This window comes from Stenotrophomonas sp. 05L413, assembly GCF_056397945.1.
This window is the reverse complement of record NZ_JBFTOL010000002.1, coordinates 298,486-316,210: the sequence shown is the minus strand read 5'-3', so window position 1 is coordinate 316,210 and position 17,725 is coordinate 298,486. Positions and strand designations below refer to the sequence as shown.

Below are 17,725 nucleotides of genomic sequence, written 5' to 3'. Positions count from 1 at the left end.
TCAGTTCAACGTCTTGTCGGGGTAGTAGCGGGTGCCTTTGACGGTCAGCTCCGCCGCCAGACCGCTTTCGGTCATCTGGTACACCCAGACGTTCTCGGAAATCTGCACCGCGCCGGTGAGCCCACCGCCGGCCTTGTCCACCTTCGCTGCCAACGTTGCCTGGCCGCCGATCTCGATGCCGCGTGTGATGAAATCCTGATACGCCTCGGGCGTCTTGAATACCCAGACCAGATCGAAGGTCTTGGCGCCAAAGCCCAGTCCGGCCTGGATCTCCACCATGCGCATGAAGGTTTCCTGCCCGCTGCGGTTGTCGATGGCCACGCCATGCCCACCGCCGCCGCCGGCAATCAACACCTTGACCCCGAAGCTGCGGAAGACCGCGTACCCCGCCGATTGCTCCACGGCCTGGCGCGCACCGGGCTGTGCGGCATACAGCCGCGAGAGCACTGCGGCGGTGGCGGTACGCGCCTGGTTCTGTGCCTCGCTCTTTTCGGTGGAGGGCGGTGCGTCGCTGCGAGTGGGCGTGGAGGTGCTGCAGCCGAGGGGGGCCACGCCCAGCAGGATCAGGGCGGCGCCGGCAAGGAGAGAACGGTTCATGGGAAGCTGCCTCATTCGGGAAAGACCAGGGTCACGATCAACCGGCCGGTCCAGCGACTGGCGTACTGCGGCCGGTCCACGTTGTAGAAGCCGCCGACACCGATGCTGACCGGGGTATGGCCGAGCCTGAGCACTTTGGAGACAGTGGCGCCCAGGGGCACCGTCCAGGCATCGCCGCTGGCCGCCTTCCAGTTGTAGTTGGTTTCCGAGGTGACGCTGAGTGACCAGCCATCGGGCAGATTGCGGGTCACGAACGGCTGCACGCTGGTGCTGCTGACGTCCTCGCGGGCGCCGTCGCCACCGACCGACCAGACATGATTGGCCAGTGCGCCGACGGTCCACGCCTTGGTCTTGTGGACCAGGATGAAGGCCGGGCCGAGCGAGTATTTTCCCGTGCCGAGGCTGTCGTGCGAGGCGGTATCCAGCAGCGCGGCGAAGCCGTAGCCGAATTCGGTGCCGTGCGCTTCAGCTGCAGTCTTGGGGATGTAATACCCCTGCACGAACAGGTCCCCGGTGCCGTGCTTGTCCTGCGGAAACTGGTTCCAGCTGAGCGGCAGGATCGGGCGCAGGATGAACTTGCCGTTCTCGCCGACGAACGGAATCACCGGCTGGATCTTCAACTGCTGGTTGTGCGCATCGCCGCCGGGCCCGACCGAGCCCTGGTAGTTGTACTGGAACGGCACGGAGATCAGCGCCGCGCCGGGATCGGCGAGCTTGCGTGCGATGTCGTCGGAGGACGCCGATCCGGCCGGCGCCTGCTGCGCGGCGAGGGGCGCGGCACCCAGCAGGGCGAGCAGCGCCAGCCAGACCGGATGCCGCCGGCACCTCATCGCGGCGCATCCACGACGATGTACTGCACCGTGGTGCCCGCATAGCGCGGCTGATACCAGGCGTTGTCGCACTGCTGGTAGCCGATGCCGTTGACGACGACCGTGCTGCAGTCCACCGGCAGCGAGTAGACGATCGATCCGATCACGGCCGACGTAACGGCCACGCCTGCGGTGAACGCGGCGGCATCCCAGAAGGGATGGTCCCAGTACGGCGGCGGGGGCGGCGGAGGGGGTGGCCCGGGCGGATGCGGCCCGGGGCCAGGGCCAGGGCCAGGTCCAGGCGGATGAGGTCCCGGGCCGGGTCCCGGCCCCGGAGCAGGGTGGGGGCCGGGACCGGGGCCAGGATGCGGGCCCGGCTCCGGGCGCGGGCCAGGGCCGGGATGCGGGGCGGGGCCAGGCCCCGGCGGGTGCGGGGTGAATCCACCGCCGCCGTGGGGCATGCCACCCCCGCCGAAGCCGCCGGCATGGGCGATCGAGGGGTGGGCAAAGCCGCGCAGCCCGGGGCGCGCCCCGGCATCGGCAGGCAGCAGTGCGGCGCCGAGCATCAGTGTCATCAGGGCCGGGGCCAGCGCGGCGCGCAGGCAAGCGGAACGGTCCATGCTCAGTTCTCCCCGTCAGTGGTCTGTACGGCCAGCGCGACCGGTACGAACACGATCTTCGTCGCACCCTTGGGATCGAACGCCAGCTCTTTGGCGGTCACCGTGCGCCGCGTATCCCAGTTCAACGTAGCCTGGTAGGTGGGCAACGCGGGATCGCTGTGGCTGGTGATCGCCAGCTGGCGGGGCAGGTGGGTCGTGTCGGAAATCCAGACCTGCCAATCCACCCCGGGTTGCCGGAAGGCGTAGTGCTGGGTGGCCTCGCCCCCGATGCGGGCGCTGCCGATGCGCAGCGCGGACTGCAGCTGATCGGTCGGAAACGCCGGCGTGCCCCACAGGAACAGATCGGCCAGCGGCAACTCGATGCCATAGGTCGTCGCCGATTCGGTCAACAGCGCCTGGCTGCTCTTGTTCAGGCCCTCCAGCGTGGCGTAGTACTTCAGCCGCGGCGAGTAGATCGTCAGCGCCTTGCCGTCGTAGAACAGCTGGCGGTGCTGGTCCTCGCTCTGTATCTCCACGAAGAAGTGGTCCGGGCCCAGCACGCGGTACGCGACGGTGCCGGGCAGGGCGATCTTCTGGCCGTCGTCGAGCACATACTCGGTGCTGGTGGTGGCGTTGAGGGTGAAGTGCGGCAGCGCGCGCAGGGCCGCGCCCATGCGCGTGAGCGCCTGTACGGCCTGGGGATCAACGCTTACGGCCTGGGCATCAACGCTGGCCGCTGCGGGCTGCGCCGCAAGCGGAGGAGGAAGCAGGAGCAGCGGTCCGGCCAGGACCAGCGCCAACAGCAGGCCCGATGAGGTGCGCGGCATGACAGTCTCCAGAGTGTCGTCGGTGGGGCGCGCGACGGGCCGACCCTGCTGACACTCTGCGCACCGCCCACGCGGCGGACAACCGGAGTTACACGGTAACGCGCTAGGTATTTATACGCAGGCACCGGCCAGCGGCCGGCCGCTGTGCAGGGGCATCATGGTGTCCGGGGGGAGGCCGGTCCGCCGGCGGCGATCCAGGCGTCCACGGCCTGGCTGACCACTGTCATGGGCATGGCCCCGTTGCCCAGGATCAGGTCGTGGAATGCACGGATGTCGAAGCGGTCGCCCAGCTCCCGGCGTGCCTGCTCGCGCAGTTCCAGCAGCCGCAGTTGGCCCATCTTGTAGGAGGCGGCCTGACCCGGCTGCACCAGGTAGCGGTAGACCTCGATACGCACATCCGCCGGGGTCATGCCGGTCTTGTCCTGCATGTAGGCGATGGCCTGCTCGGGCGTCCATCGTTTGCGATGCAGGCCGGTGTCGACCACCAGCCGCACCGAGCGGAACATCTCGGCCTGCAGGCGGCCCAGATCACCGGCGGGGTCGTCGCGGTACACACCGGTCTCGGCCATCAGCTGCTCGGCGTACAGCGCCCAGCCTTCGCTGAACGCACTCGGGTTGAGGCTGCGGCGCAGCATCGGCAGCTCGGTCAGGGTCTGGCCGATCGAGATCTGGAAATGATGCCCCGGCGCGCCCTCGTGATAGGTGAGGGTGGGAATGCTCCAACGCGTATTGGAGGTGATGTCGCCCAGGTTGATGAAGAACGTGCCCGGCCGCGAGCCGTCCATCGCCGGTGGGTAGTAGTAGCCGCCGGGCGAGGTGGCCTGCATGTGCGCAGGGACCGGCTGCACCAGCAGCTTCTGCGTCGGCAGGTGGCCGAAGTAGGTGGGCAGGATCGGATCGAGAGCGCGCAGGCGCTGTTCGATGTCGCCGATCAGCTGCCTGCGGCCAGCGTCGCTGTCCTCATACAGGTAGCGCGGGTCCTTGCGCAGCTTTTCGATGCGGGCGGCCACGCTGCCCTCGCGCAGGCCCAGCTGCTTCAGGCGGTCATCCATCGCCGTGTCCAGCCGCGCCACTTCGCGCAGGCCGATCTGGTGGATGGCATCGGCATCCAGATCGGTGCTGGTGTACCAGCGCAGGGCGGCATCGTAGTAGGCCTTGCCCTCGGGCAGTGCCCACATGCCGTTGTTGCCGGGATGGGTCGCCAACGTGGCCTGCACGTTGTCGAGCAGGCGTTGATAGCCCGGGTTCACCGCGTCCCGCACCGCGGCGGTGGCCTGCGCGATCAGTTCAGCACGACGGGCCGCCGGGATGGACGGCACCTTGTCCAGCTTGCGCTGCAACGACAGCACCCACAGGCTGTCCTGCGGCGCCGGTTTCAGCAGTGCACGGTACTGGTTGGCCGCGCCTTCCAGCGCAACCGCCGGCGGCACCACGCCCTGTTGGGCCTGCATGTCGACGTTGGCGCGGACCTGGTCCAGCTTGGTGCCCATCGCCTGCAGCCGTTCAATATAGCGGCGGGCGCTGGTCTCGTCGGTCACCGCGTGCTGGTTGTCCATGAACTGTGGCAGGTTGACCGGCAGGCTGAACAACTGGTCGATCGCGTAGGTGCTGCCGCCGACCGGCAACCACGCCGCGGCCCATGGCACGGCCATCAGATCGATCTGGGTCTGGTAGAACCAGCGTGCCAGGCCGTCGCTCAGGCGTTGCTGTGGGTCCAGCGGCGCGCCTTTCCAGGCACGGATCTGCGCCAGGTTGTCGACAAGAAAGCGGCGGTTGACCTCGCGCCGGGCCAGCGAGACGTCGGTCAGCTGGCCGGACAGATCACCGCTGGCATCGTCGCTGATGCCGAGCATGGTGCGCAGTTCCGGATCGGCGTTGATCGCAGCCATCGTCTGCGCATCGAGCAGGGCGTTGAACGAGGCGGTGGCCGGTGTGCTCACCGTGGACGGCGCCTGCGCATGTGCATCGGCTCGCGGCAGCAGCAGTGCGCCTGCGATGGCCAGTGCGAGCAGGACAGGGACACGGCGGGCAGGCGAGGTCGTAATCACAGGGCGATCTCCGTTGGCGGCAGGCTGCGGGCAGGCTACGCCTGCACGGGTGCGGCTGCACCTGCGGATCGTCATGTCTGCGCAGGCGGGCAGATGCGGGCAGCGTGCAGGCACTGCCGGCCGCGCACGGTTGGCTATCTGGATATGCCCGGAAGTAAGGACATCGGTGCGGCGCCGTTGGCTGCGCCGAATGAAATCAGTGACTTGCCCCGCACTCGTTACCCACCTGCGCACCGCGGCGCGAATGCACGCGTCCGCACCGATTGACGCTCTGCAACAAGTTTGCAACATGTCCCGCAGGGTCACCTGGGGACGTGTCTTGCCTGCTTCGAATCTGCCACGGCGATGTCGCCGCTGACGTACCGCCTGCGCTGTTCCATCGTCTTCTTCGGGCGTGATGCCCGATCTCTTCGGAGTTGTCATGAATCCTCGCGCCACCGTGCTGCGACGTCGCCGTCTGTCCGTCGCCGTGCTTGCCAGCCTGTTCACCACCGTTCCGGTCCATGCTCAGACCGTGGCAAGTGCGCCGGCGGTCACCCAGCTCGACCAGCTCATCGTCCTCGGCAACCGCACCCAGGCCCGCACCGTGCTCGAATCGCCGGTGCCGATCGATGTGCTGAGCGCGCAGGACATCCGCAGCAGCGGCTACACCGATATCAGCCAGATCCTGCAGTCGCTGTTGCCCTCGTTCAATTTCCCGCACCCGACCACCCCGGATGGCAACACCCACATCCGCTCGGCGACGCTGCGCGGGCTGTCGCCGGACCAGACCCTGGTGCTGGTCAACGGCAAGCGGCGGCATGCCAGTGCGTGGGTCAACACCGGCGGCACGGTGGGCAAGGGCGCGGTCTCGACCGATCTCAATGCTATCCCGGTGAGTGCGATCGAGCGGATCGAAGTGCTGCGTGATGGCGCGTCTGCCCAATACGGTTCCGATGCGATTGCCGGGGTGATCAACATCGTGCTGCGCGAGGATGCGGGCGTTGAAGGGCGGGTCAGCCGCGGCACCACCCGCGACGGCGGTGGTGGCACCACGGCCGTCGCCCTGGACACCGGCGTGGCCTTTGCCGACGGCGGCGGCCTGCACCTCACCTGGGACTATCGTGACCGCAAGGCCGCCAACCGCGCCTTGCCCGATACCCGTCAGCAGTACTTCGGGATCGGCCGCAACGGTGCACCGGTGGCGCCGTCGGGCACCTTCGGCTCCGGTACCGGCCTGGCCCCGATCGGGGGCGCGGCGGCGGGTGCAGTGGCCGACCCACGCGAAGCCAGCATCGACCGCGATGCGCTGTGGCGCTTCGCCGACTCGGCCGACACCGTGGAAAAGACCGTGTTCGGCAACCTGCGCAAGCCGCTCGCCTGGGCGGAAGGATGGGAGGCGTATGCGTTCGGCGGCTACGGGGTAAGCGAGGGCAGTTCCAACGCCTCCCTGCGCCGCGCTGGCCAGGTCGAGAACGTGCGCGCGATCTACCCGGACGGGTTCCTGCCGTGGGTCGATACCCAGAGCACCAACGCCTCGCTCGGCGCAGGCATCAAAGGTCTGCTCGGCGACTGGCACTGGGACCTGAGCAGCGTCTACGGCCGCAACAAGCTGGTCTACCGCACCCGCAACACGCTCAACGCCACGCTGGGTGCGGCCAGCCCCACCGCGTTCTACAACGGTGCGCTGGAGGCCTCGCAGTGGACCACCAATCTGGATGCGAACAACAGCATCGAGCTGGGCTGGCACGCACCGCTGCGGCTGGCGATCGGGGCGGAGTTCCGCCGCGATACCTACGGCATTTCGCCCGGCGAGCTGAACTCCTACGTCTGGGGGCCGGCGCGGGTGCTTGATGGCCCCTCGGCCGGCGCGGTGCCGACGATCGGCTCGCAGGGCTTCGCGGGCATCCAGCCGGCGGACGCCGGCAACCATCACCGTCACAACGTCTCGGCCTACGCCGAAGCGGAAACCGATGTGACGGATCGCTTCCTGGTCTCGCTGGCCGGGCGCTGGGAGGACTACAGCGATTTCGGCAGTACCACCAACGGCAAGCTGGCCCTGCGCTACCAGCTCGACGGCGGGGTGGCGGTGCGCGCCTCGGTCAGTACCGGCTTCCATGCGCCGGCCTTGGCCCAGCAGTACTTCAGTTCGACCAGCAGCCGCACGCTGAACAACGCGGTGACCGGGGTGCCCGAGTACGTGCTGGTGCGCACCGCACCGGTGGATACGGTGGAAGCCCTTGCCCTGGGGGCGCGCTCGCTGGAGCCGGAGCAGGCGACCAATGTCACGGCGGGCCTCACCTGGGGCATCGGCGGGCTGAGCGCGTCGGTGGATGTGTACCGGATCGACATCGACGACCGGATCTTTCTTTCCAGCAACTTCGTCGATGCGGCCGGGTCCACCGCGATCCGTGACTACCTGGCCGCACTGGGCTCACCGGGCGTGACCAGCGTGCGCTACTTCAGCAACGCCGCCGATACCCGCACCACCGGCGTGGACGCTTCCGCGCGCTACCGTTGGGAGCTGGCGGACCATGGCAGGCTCACCGCGACCATCGCGTACAACCGCAACAAGACCGAGCTGACCCATGTCGCCTCGACCCCGGCGCAGCTGACCGCGCTCGGCGTGCGCACGCCGTTGTTCGATGTCACCGAGCGCACCCGGGTGGAGAAAGGCCAGCCGCGCGACAACCTGACCCTCGCGCTGGGCTGGGATGTCGGCCGCTGGGGCCTCCACCTGGGCACGCACCGCTATGGCGAGATCGAAGGCGTGGCGGCGACCAACCAGAGCGCGGCCAATGTCGCCGCCTTTGCGCAGGGCTCGACCCGTTTCCGCACGCTGCCGACCGAAGCGGGTAGTGCTGGCAATGTCGATGTGATCCAGAAGCTGGAGGCGCGCTGGGTCACCGATCTGGACATCGCCTTCCGTGCGACCGAGACGGTGACGTTGGTGCTGGGCGCCAACAATCTGTTCAATACCTATCCCACCCGCAACATCGCCACCACCCCGCAGGTCTCCGGCGCGGATACCTTTGGCGTGTTCCCGTACAGCGAGCTGTCGCCGTTCGGTTGGAGTGGCACCTACTACTACGCACGCCTGGAGGCCCGTTTCCAATGACCCGTTCCACCACTGCAGGCCACCTGCCTGCCGATCCGCAGCGCCGCTACTGGCTGCGTGCCGGGCTGACCAGTGCCGCAGCGGTCGCGCTGGCGCCGGCCGCTGGATCCGCTGCACCGGCCGCTCCGGCAGGCGTRACGGCCGCCGGGAGCCCCACGGACCTGCTGCGGCTGGACCTCAATGAAAGCAGCTACGGCCCGTCACCTCGGGTCGGGCCCGCGGTACAGCGCGCGCTGGCGGAGGCGCCGCGGTATGTCAGCGCCGCGCAGTTGCAGGCGTTGCAGAGCCAGATCGCCACGCTGGAAGGGGTCGCGTCCGAACAGGTCATCGTCGGTGAAGTGCTCGAAGCATTGGGCCAGCATCTTGCGCTGAGCCAGGGCGCGGGCGGTTTCATCTACAGCGTGCCCGGGTATGGCGCCCTGGTGGATGCGGCCAGGCCCTTTGGCGGCCGGGCGGTGGAAGTGCCGTTGAACGCGCGGCTGGAGAACGATCTGCCCGCATTGCTGGCGGCGATCGCGCCGGATACCCGCGCGCTGTTCGTGGTCAATCCGCACAACCCGTCCGGCACGCTGAGCCCCGGGGCCGAGTTCGATCGTTTCGTGAGCGCCGCGCAGGCGCGCACGCTGGTGATCGTCGACGAGGCATACCTCGACTACCGCGAGGATGCCGCCACGTTGAGCGCGGTGCGCCTGCTGCGGCAGGGCCAGAACGTGGTGGTGTTCCGCACGCTGGGCAAGATCCATGCCCTGGCCGGGCTGCAGGTCGGGTATGCGCTGGTGCCTGCGGCGCTCGCCGGGGCACTGCGCCAGCGCGGCGTCGGCGGCGCGCACGCGCAGAACCAGTTGTCGTTGGCCGCTGCCTCGGCGGCACTCGCCGATCCCGCCCACGTGGCCCAGGTCCGGCGCAGCGTGGCGGCGGAGCGGCAGCACTGGCAGCAGGTGCTGAGCGGGCTGCGCCTGCGCTCGACCGAAGCGGCCGGCAATTTCGTGTTCGTCGATACCGGGCACCCCCATGCAGCCGTCGCCGCCGGGCTCCTGCAACAGGGTGTGCGCATCGCCCGTGTGTTCGCCCCGTATGACACCTGGGTGCGGATCACCGTCGGCACGCCGGCGGAGAACCGGCGTGCGCAGCAGGCGTTGCGCAGCGTGCTCGCCCAGCTGGGCAAGGCCCAGGGTGGGGCGGCGGCGTAGACGCTGCCCGACGCGCCGTCAGCCGCCGATGCGCTCGAAGCCGTCCGCGCTCCAGTCCTCACTGCCCACACCGTGATGGATCACGAACAGGCCCTGCGGATCGTAGCGGCGCTTGGCGGCCTGCAGCCGGGGGTAGTTCGGCCCCCAGAACGCCTGCTGCCAGTCCTTCTGGAAGTAGTCGCTCTCTGAAACATAGGCCGGGGCCGAGGGCGCCACCACGCTCAGGGCCTGGTAGGCGCGCGCCACGTTCAAGGCGCCCCGCCGTGCCCGGGGCTCATCCACCGTGCGCCCCAGGCCCGGATACACCGGCCCGCTGGCATTGCCGATGATCGCCAGCGCGAAGGCGTCCAGTACCGCCGGATGGGTGGCCGTGTCGCGGCTGGCGGCCAGCGCCGCCGCCGGCGCACCGAACAGGCCCTTGTTGCAGTGCAGGCCGACATCCATGTGATCGGCGGCCGCACAGATCGCGGCGGCCGCCTGCTCACGCTGCGCATCGTCCAGCAGCCCCGACGGCAACCAGGCCGATGCGTAGCCATGCAGGAACCAGCCGACCTGGCCCTGGTCGCCCTTCCACAGCATGTGCCGGGAGGAGGCGCCGTCGCGGGTGTCCTCGGCGATGAGGGCAGGGGCGTGCTGGCGGAAAAAGTCCGCGTCCCAGAAGTCTCTGGCCGGCATCGCCAGTGCCTGCAAGGGTTCGGTGATGGTGTAGGCCGGCCGGGCGCGGATCCAGTCCAGGAACGGCGTCCAGGTCGCTTCGGCCGCGTCGCGCGACAGGCCCTGGAACACCATCGAGATCGACAGCCGGCGCGTGTCCTTGAAGGTGAACTGCTCACCCCAGTGCGGGTTGCACAGCGTGTCGCGGTAGAAGCGGAGCATCTCCACCGCCAGTGCCCGCCAGCTGGCGTCGTCGCTGGCCTGGATCTGGCAGGAGACGCCGCCGAAGGTATCGGGCAGGTCATGGGTCCGCAGCGTCATCCGGGTGACGATCCCGAAACTCGCCGCGCAGCCGCCCTTCAAGGCCCAGAACAGGTCCGGGTCGTTGTCGGCGTTGACGGTGCGGATCTGCCCGTCGGAGGTGACGATTTCGGCTTCGAGCAGGCTGGCCGCGGCCGTGCCATGCGCTTTGGAGAAACTGCCGAAGCCGCCGCCGGTGACCAGGCCGGTCACGCCCACCGAGGTACAGCCGCCGCCCTGGACATAGCGCCCACCGCGGGTGGTGACCGCATCGTAGGCATCGATCCACATCGCCCCGGCGCCTACGCTGACCGCCGGCTGCGGCGCCGTGCCCGCGCGGGCGTTGTGGGCGACGAAAGCATCGTGCAGCTCGACCTGGTTCATCGCGCGGGTCCAGACCAGCAGCGAATCCGGCGCGCAGGAGGTGCCGTGATAGCTGTGCCCGCCGCCTTTGACCACCAGCCGCAGGCGGTGGGTGCGGGCGAAGTTCACCGCCGCGGCCACATCGGCGCTGTTGGCGGCGGCCACCACCTTCGCGCTCGGCACTGACCGCCACGCGCCGAAGTAACCACTGGTCTGGGTGAGCGCGGGCGCATCGCCGAGGAAGAACGGATTCTGCAGCTGCTCCAGCGCCGCGGTGCGGGTGGCGGCATCAGCGAGGAAGGGGGACTGCGGCACCGACAGCCGACCGCCGACGGCACGCGACAATCGGTCCCACTCGGCGGCAGCGGGCCACCCTGCTGCGCCCGGCCGGACCCTCGCACGCGTCGCTGCGAAGGCAGGGCCGGCCTTGAGCAGCATCGGCAGCAGCGGCAGGGTCAGCCCGGCCTTGAGGCAATCGCGTCGTTTCATGAGGGTCGTTCCTGCGGCAGTAGCGGGGTTGATGCCAGCGAGTGTGTTCCCGCAGAGGCCCGCGGGCCTTGGCCTGGGGCCGGATGTCGGTGATCAAGGGACGAGTGGCGGGGGCTCGGGGGCGGGCGGCGCCAACCGGAGACACGTCGGTCCCGCGCCGATTGACGGATGCCCGACGCGGCTTACCCTAGTCTGGTTCCATTGCGCTCGCGGCCGTCGCTGGGCGAGTGCCCCACGACATCCGGATCCATGCCCACCTCGAACGACCCCGCCCCCGGCGCACTGGCCACCTTCACCCCGGCCACGCGCGATTGGTTCACGGCAGCCTTCGCTGCGCCCACGCCAGTGCAGGACCATGCCTGGGCGGCGATCAGCGCCGGCCAGCACACCCTGGTCATCGCGCCGACCGGCTCGGGCAAGACTCTGGCCGCGTTCCTGCACGCGATCGACCAGCTGTTCCGCAGCGGTGAGCAGCAGGGCGGTGGGCGGCCGGCGACGGCGACGTCGACGTCCACCAAGCGCGGCACCCGTGTGCTGTATCTCTCGCCGATCAAGGCGCTCGGCGCCGATGTCGAGCGCAACCTGCAGAGGCCCCTGCAGGGGGTGAGTGCCGAACGCGAGCGGCGCGGCGATCCGGCGGTCACCCTGTCCGTCGCGATCCGGACCGGCGACACCACCCCGGCGGAGCGGGCGCGGCTGCTGCGGCGTCCGCCCGACATCCTGATCACCACACCCGAATCGCTGTTCCTGATGCTCACCTCGCAGGCGCGCGAGACGTTGCGCGAGGTGCATACCGTCATCATCGATGAAATCCATGCGGTGGCCGGCAGCAAGCGCGGCACCCATCTGGCGTTGAGTCTGGAACGGCTGGATGCGCTGTTGCAGGTGCCTGCGCAGCGCATCGGGCTCTCGGCCACGGTGCGCCCGGTGGAGGAGGTCGCGCGGTTCCTCGGTGGCAACCGGCCGGTCAGCGTGGTTCATCCACCGTCGCAGCGGGCGCTGGAGGTCCGGATCGTGGTGCCGGTCGAGGACATGGCCGACATTCCGCCGCATCCTGCGGCCGCCGATGCACCCGCGTCCGCCGGCCGGGTCGGCTCGATCTGGCCGCATGTGGAGGCCAGCATCCTGGACCAGGTGCTGGCGCGACGTTCGACGATCGTGTTCGCCAACTCGCGGGGCGTGGCCGAAAAGCTGACTGCCCGTTTGAATGAACTGCATGCCGACCGTGTCGCCCGTGGCCAGCTCCCGGCGCTTGCATCGATAGCGGCGGCTGCCCCCGAGCACTATGGGTCGTTCAACGGCGGCACCGCCGGGCGGGCCGCCGGAGCGGACGCGCTGATCGCCCGGTCGCACCATGGTTCGGTCTCCAAGGAACAGCGCCGTGAGATCGAACAGGCGCTCAAGTCCGGCGAGCTGCGCTGTGTCGTGGCCACCTCCAGCCTGGAGCTGGGCATCGACATGGGGCTGGTCGATCTGGTGATCCAGGTCGCCGCGCCGCCGTCGGTCGCCAGCGCGCTGCAGCGGGTGGGGCGGGCCAGCCACCAGGTCGGGGGCATCTCCACCGGCCTGGTCTACCCGCGCACGCGGCGCGACCTGATCGATGCGTCCGTGGCGGTGGAGCGCATGCTGGCCGGAGAGATCGAAGCGATCGATCCGCCGCGCAACCCGCTGGACGTACTGGCCCAGCAGACAGTGGCCGCGGCGGCGATGGAGACACTGGACGTGGACGCCTGGTATGCGCGCGTACGGCGTGCCGCGCCGTACCGTTCGCTGCCGCGCAGCGCGTTCGATGCCACCCTGGACATGCTGGCCGGGCGCTATCCCTCCGATGATTTCGCCGGCTTCCGCCCGCGGCTGGTCTGGAACCGCGACACCGGTGCGCTGAGCGCGCGGCCGGGCGCGAAACAGCTGGCGGTCACCAGCGGGGGCACCATCCCGGACCGTGGCATGTTCGGTGTGGTGCTTCCGGAAGGCGAGGAACGTGCCGGGTCGCGCCGGGTCGGTGAACTGGATGAGGAGATGGTCCACGAATCACGGGTCAACGATGTGATCACCCTGGGCGCCACCTCGTGGCGGATCGAGCAGATCACCCATGATCAGGTCGTGGTGACCCCCGCACCGGGGCGCTCGGCGCGCTTGCCGTTCTGGCGCGGCGAGGGCGTCGGCCGCCCGGCCGAACTGGGCGAGGCGGTGGGTGCCTTCATCGGCGCGCTGGATGCCGGTGTCGCGGAAGCGGGCATGCCGCCCGGGCTGCGGGAGCGGCTGCAGGCCTGCGGATTGGCGGACAACGCGATCACCAACATCGCCGGCCTGCTGGCCGAACAGCGTGAGGCCACCGGCGTGCTGCCCACCGACCGCAGGCTGGTGCTGGAGCGCTGCCGCGATGAGGCCGGTGACTGGCGGCTGATGCTGCATTCCCCCTATGGGCGGCGCGTACACGATCCCTGGGCGCTGGCGGTGGCCGCGCGCATCCGCGAACGCTGGGGCGTGGATCCGGCGGTGGTGGCCAGCGACGACGGCATCATCGCGCGGCTGCCCGACGCGGAGGGGCGCCTGCCGGGCGCGGAGCTGTTCCTGTTCGAGCCGGAGCGGCTGCGCAGCGACGTGACGCGCGCCGTGGGCGGCTCGGCCCTGTTCGCCGCGCGCTTCCGCGAATGTGCCGCACGCGCGCTGTTGCTGCCGCGGCGCACGCCGGGTCGTCGTTCGCCGCTGTGGCAGCAGCGCCTGCGCGCCGGTGAACTGCTGGCCATCGCGCAGGGCTACCCCGGGTTCCCGATCCTGATCGAGACCGCACGTGAATGCCTGCAGGACGTCTACGATCTCGATGCGCTGGGCGTGCTGATGCAGCGGCTCACCGACGGCCGCGTGGCGATCGCCGATGTCACCACCGAGGTGCCGTCGCCGTTCGCGGCGAACCTGCTGTTCGGCTATGTCGCCGAGTTCATGTACGGCACCGATGTGCCGCTGGCCGAGCGACGCGCGTCGGTGCTGTCACTGGACAGCGGCCTGTTGGGCGATCTGCTCGGCCAGGTCGATCTGGGCGAACTGCTGGATGCGGGCGTGGTGGAGCAGGTGGGCAGCGAGCTGCAGCGCCTGGCGCCCGACCGCCAGGCACGCGGCAAGGAAGGGGCGGCCGATCTGCTGCGCGAACTGGGCCCGCTCACCGATGAAGCGATGGCGCTGCGGCGGGTCGATGACGATCCTGCCGGGCATCTGCACGATCTCGCCGCCGAGCGGCGTGCGATCCAGGTCCAGATCGCCGGCCGCCTGCACTGGGCGGCCATCGAAGATGCCGCGCGCCTTCGCGATGCGCTGGGGGTCACCCTTCCGCGCGGCATCCCCGAGACCTTCCTGCAGGCCTCATCGGACCCGCTGGGCGAGCTGCTGGGCCGATATGCGCGTACCCATGCGCCGTTCACCACGGCCGAGGTGGCGGCCGCGTTCGGAGTGGGCGTGGCCGTGGCCGATGCGGCACTCACGCAGCTGGAGACGCAGGGCAAGCTGCTCAAGGGTCGTTTCGGTGTGGCGCGTCGCGATGCCGAGGCCGTCGGCGCGGCCGCCGAGCCGGCGCCGCTGGCCCGTCACGAATGGGTGGGTGAGGCGGTGTTCCGTCGGCTGCGGGTGCGCTCGCTGCAGGCGGCACGCGAGGCGACCCGGCCGGTCACGCGCGACGCCTATGCCCTGTTGTTGCTGGAGCGGCATGGGCTGCTGGCCGATGCCGAACAGGCTGCACGTGGCATCACTCACCGCGGGCCGGGTGCGCTGGAGGGCATCGACGGCGTGCTGCGCGTGGTGGACCTGCTGGCGGGCGTGGCGCTGCCGGCGTCGGTGTGGGAACAGCAGATCCTGCCTGCGCGCGTGGTCGATTACGCGCCGGCGATGCTCGATGAGCTGCTCGCTACGGGCACCGTGGTGTGGGCCGGGCACGGGCGGCTCGGCGAGGAGGACGGACTGGTCTCGCTGCACCTGCAGGAATTCGCGGCAGAAACGCTGCCCGCGTTGGCGGTGGCAACCGCGCTGTCGCCGCTGCAGGACGCGCTGCTGCAGGCGCTGGCCGACGGTGGCGCTTACTTCGCGCGCCAGCTGGTCACTGCGGTGGGCACGCACGGGGCGCGGGCCGGCAGCCCGCCCATGGAGATCACCGCCGCGCAGCTGCACGATGCCTTGTGGGGCCTGGCCTGGTCGGGGCACCTGACCACGGATCTGTGGGCGCCGCTGCGTGGCATTGCCGGTGGCCGCGCGCCACGGCCGCGGGTCGCGCGCGCCTCGCGGCGCGGTCGACGCGTCCGTGGCATCCCGATGCACGACACGCCCTTGGCCGACGGCGCGCCGGCGGTGATCGCCAGCTTTGCGGCCCCCGCGCTGGCCGGGCGCTGGTCGCTGTTGCAGCGTGAGGCGATCAGTGACACGGCGCGCGCGGTGGCGCTAGCCGAGGGGCTGCTGGACCGGCACGGCATCGTGACCCGCGGGGCCGCGATGGCCGAAGGGATCGCCGGCGGCTTCCCGGCGCTGCAACAGGTGTATCGCGGCATGGAAGATGCGGGACGGGTGCTGCGCGGGCGCTTCGTGGACGGGCTGGGCGGGGCCCAGTTCGCCGACCGGCTGATCGTGGATCGGCTGCGTGGCGTCGCCGAGGCCCTGCGGCCCGGTGCTGCCGAGGTGGCGATCGGGTTGTCTGCGGTGGACCCGGCCAATCCGTTTGGCACCGTGGTGCCCTGGCCGGTGCACGGCTCGGCGGTCCGGCCGGTGCGACGTGCCGGCGCCGTGGTGGTGATCGGCGGCGGGCGGCTGCTGATGTATCTGGCCCAGGGGGGGCGCCAGCTGCTGACGTTCTTCGACGCGGACGATGTGTCCCTGGCAGGTACGACGGCTGCCGCGGCGCAGGCGCTGGCCAGCGCACTGCGGCGGGGCCGGCGCACCTCGTTCACCGTGGAGCTGATCGACGATGCGCCGGCCCGACGCGATGGCCTGATGGACGCGCTGCGGGCCGCCGGTTTCTCCAGTGCGCCAAAAGGCATCGGCTGGGAAGGATGAGCAGGGGAGGCGAAGACTTACTGATGCGATCTAAGTAGAAACACGCTGGCCGCCATCGCGACCCACACCGACTATTGAGCACCACCGTCGTCGGAGAAGTGCATGGCCAGCTCATCCGCAAAGAAGAAGCCCGGTTCATCCGCAAAGAAGCCCAACATCCTCGTCATCTGGGGAGACGACATCGGCATCTCCAACCTGAGCTGCTACTCGCGCGGGTTGATGGGCTACCAGACCCCCAACATCGACCGCCTGGCCAACGAGGGCATGCTGTTCACCGACTCCTACGGCGAACAGTCCTGTACCGCCGGCCGCTCATCGTTCATCACCGGGCAGAGCGTGCTGCGTACCGGTCTGTCGAAGGTGGGCATTCCCGGTGCGCCGGTCGGGATGAACGAGAAGATCGTCACCATTGCCGCGCTGCTGAAGAACGAGGGCTATACCACCGGGCAGTTCGGCAAGAACCATCTTGGCGATCTGAACCACATGCTGCCCACCAACCATGGGTTCGATGAGTTCTACGGCAACCTCTACCACCTCAATGCCGAAGAAGAGCCGGAGATGTACGACTACTTCCCCAAGGACGAGTTCGGGGATTTCATCGAGACCATCAAGCCGCGCGGGGTGATCCACAGTTTCGCCACCGACAAAGATGACAGCACCGACCAGAAGCGCTGGGGCAAGGTAGGCAAGCAGAAGATCGAAGACACCGGCCCGCTGGACCGCAAGCGCATGCTGACCTGCGATGACGACTTCGCCGAGCGCGCCAAGGGCTTCATCAAGAAGGCGAGTGACGATGACACGCCGTTCTTCGTCTGGGTCAACTTCACCCACATGCACCTGTATACGCACACCAAGGAAGAGAGCAAGGGCCAGGCCGGGCGTTGGCAGTCGCCGTACCACGACACCATGGTCGACCACGACAAGAACGTGGGCTCGCTGCTCGATTACCTCGACGAACTGGGCATCGCCGAAGACACCCTGGTGGTGTACTCCACCGACAACGGGCCGCACCGCAATTCGTGGCCGGATGGCGGCATGACGCCGTTCCGCAGTGAGAAGGACACCAACTGGGAAGGCGCGTTCCGGATTCCACTGGTGGTGCGTTACCCGGGCAGGATCAAGCCGGGTTCGGTGTCCAACGAGATCGTCCAGCACCATGACTGGCTGCCGACCTTCCTGGAACTGGCGGGCAACAAGGGCGTGGTCAACGACCTCAAGAAAGGGGTCAAGGCGATCGGGCGCACCTACAAGAACCACATCGACGGCGTCAGCCTGCTGCCGTATCTCACCGGCAAGGAGGAAAAGTCGCCGCGCAAGCTGTTCGTCTACATCTCCGATGATGGCGACATGCTCGGCATCCGCTACGACAACTGGAAGGTGACCTTCATCGAGCAGCGCTGCAAGGGCACCATGCAGCTGTGGGGCGAACCGTTCACGGTCATGCGCATTCCCAAGATCTACAACCTGCGCACCGATCCGTACGAGTTCGCGGATGTGACCTCCAATACCTATTGGGACTGGTACATCAACCACGTCTACATCGTGTACGGGGCGATCGCGCTGCTCACGAAATTCAACGAGACGTTCGTGGACTTCCCCAAGATCCAGAAGCCGAACACGTTCACGGCCGACCAGGCCGTCGAGAAGCTGCAGGAAGCAGTGACGGGCAAGTAGCGGCTGCGGCCATCGCGTGGAAGGATCGACGAACGGGGGGACGG

Annotated in this window: 10 protein-coding genes; 4 read left to right on the top strand and 6 right to left on the bottom strand. The window is 69.1% G+C overall.

Going from position 1 to position 17,725, the window contains the following annotated elements:
• From AC1DIQ_RS06025 to AC1DIQ_RS06005, 5 genes are all read right to left on the bottom strand, one after another.
• Positions 1 to 597 carry a lipid-binding SYLF domain-containing protein gene (locus AC1DIQ_RS06025; RefSeq protein ID WP_461769931.1) on the bottom strand — a complete coding sequence of 199 codons (597 nt, stop codon included), beginning with the start codon at positions 595 to 597 and terminating at the stop codon, positions 1 to 3.
• A gap of 11 nt (positions 598 to 608) precedes the next feature.
• Positions 609 to 1,427, bottom strand: a complete 819-nt coding sequence (locus AC1DIQ_RS06020; RefSeq protein ID WP_461769930.1) for a hypothetical protein — start codon at positions 1,425 to 1,427, stop codon at positions 609 to 611.
• Positions 1,424 to 1,573, bottom strand: coding sequence for a hypothetical protein (locus tag AC1DIQ_RS06015; RefSeq protein ID WP_220668926.1), 150 nt, complete (start codon positions 1,571 to 1,573; stop codon positions 1,424 to 1,426). The genes AC1DIQ_RS06020 and AC1DIQ_RS06015 overlap by 4 nt, the downstream gene beginning before the upstream one ends.
• Positions 1,574 to 2,028: 455 nt before the next feature.
• On the bottom strand, positions 2,029 to 2,832 hold the full coding sequence (locus tag AC1DIQ_RS06010) for a DUF2092 domain-containing protein (RefSeq protein WP_282260255.1): 804 nt from the start codon (positions 2,830 to 2,832) through the stop codon (positions 2,029 to 2,031).
• Between the two features lie 155 nt (positions 2,833 to 2,987).
• Positions 2,988 to 4,880, bottom strand: coding sequence for a DUF885 domain-containing protein (locus AC1DIQ_RS06005; RefSeq protein WP_461769929.1), 1,893 nt, complete (start codon positions 4,878 to 4,880; stop codon positions 2,988 to 2,990).
• 421 nt (positions 4,881 to 5,301) lie between these two features.
• Between AC1DIQ_RS06005 and AC1DIQ_RS06000 the strand changes: the two genes are divergently transcribed.
• Together AC1DIQ_RS06000 and AC1DIQ_RS05995 are read left to right on the top strand one after the other, a co-directional pair.
• On the top strand, positions 5,302 to 7,977 hold the full coding sequence (locus tag AC1DIQ_RS06000) for a TonB-dependent receptor plug domain-containing protein (RefSeq protein WP_478049643.1): 2,676 nt from the start codon (positions 5,302 to 5,304) through the stop codon (positions 7,975 to 7,977).
• Positions 7,974 to 9,167 (top strand): pyridoxal phosphate-dependent aminotransferase, encoded by a 1,194-nt coding sequence (locus AC1DIQ_RS05995; protein WP_478049642.1) that lies wholly within the window; start codon positions 7,974 to 7,976, stop codon positions 9,165 to 9,167. Before AC1DIQ_RS06000 ends, AC1DIQ_RS05995 begins: the two co-directional genes overlap by 4 nt.
• Before the next feature lie 18 nt (positions 9,168 to 9,185).
• Here AC1DIQ_RS05995 and AC1DIQ_RS05990 read toward each other — a convergent pair whose 3' ends face one another.
• Positions 9,186 to 10,973, bottom strand: a complete 1,788-nt coding sequence (locus AC1DIQ_RS05990) for an FAD-binding oxidoreductase (protein ID WP_478049641.1) — start codon at positions 10,971 to 10,973, stop codon at positions 9,186 to 9,188.
• Positions 10,974 to 11,222: 249 nt separating this feature from the next.
• Between AC1DIQ_RS05990 and AC1DIQ_RS05985 the strand changes: the two genes are divergently transcribed.
• Both AC1DIQ_RS05985 and AC1DIQ_RS05980 read left to right on the top strand, forming a co-directional pair.
• The gene (locus AC1DIQ_RS05985) at positions 11,223 to 16,007 is read left to right on the top strand and encodes an ATP-dependent helicase (RefSeq protein WP_478049640.1); all 4,785 of its coding nucleotides are present in this window, start codon (positions 11,223 to 11,225) and stop codon (positions 16,005 to 16,007) included.
• A 102-nt stretch (positions 16,008 to 16,109) separates the two neighbouring features.
• Positions 16,110 to 17,681: an arylsulfatase gene (locus AC1DIQ_RS05980; protein WP_152151367.1), complete on the top strand. Its 1,572-nt coding sequence runs from the start codon at positions 16,110 to 16,112 to the stop codon at positions 17,679 to 17,681.
• The last annotated feature ends 44 nt before the right edge of the window (positions 17,682 to 17,725 follow it).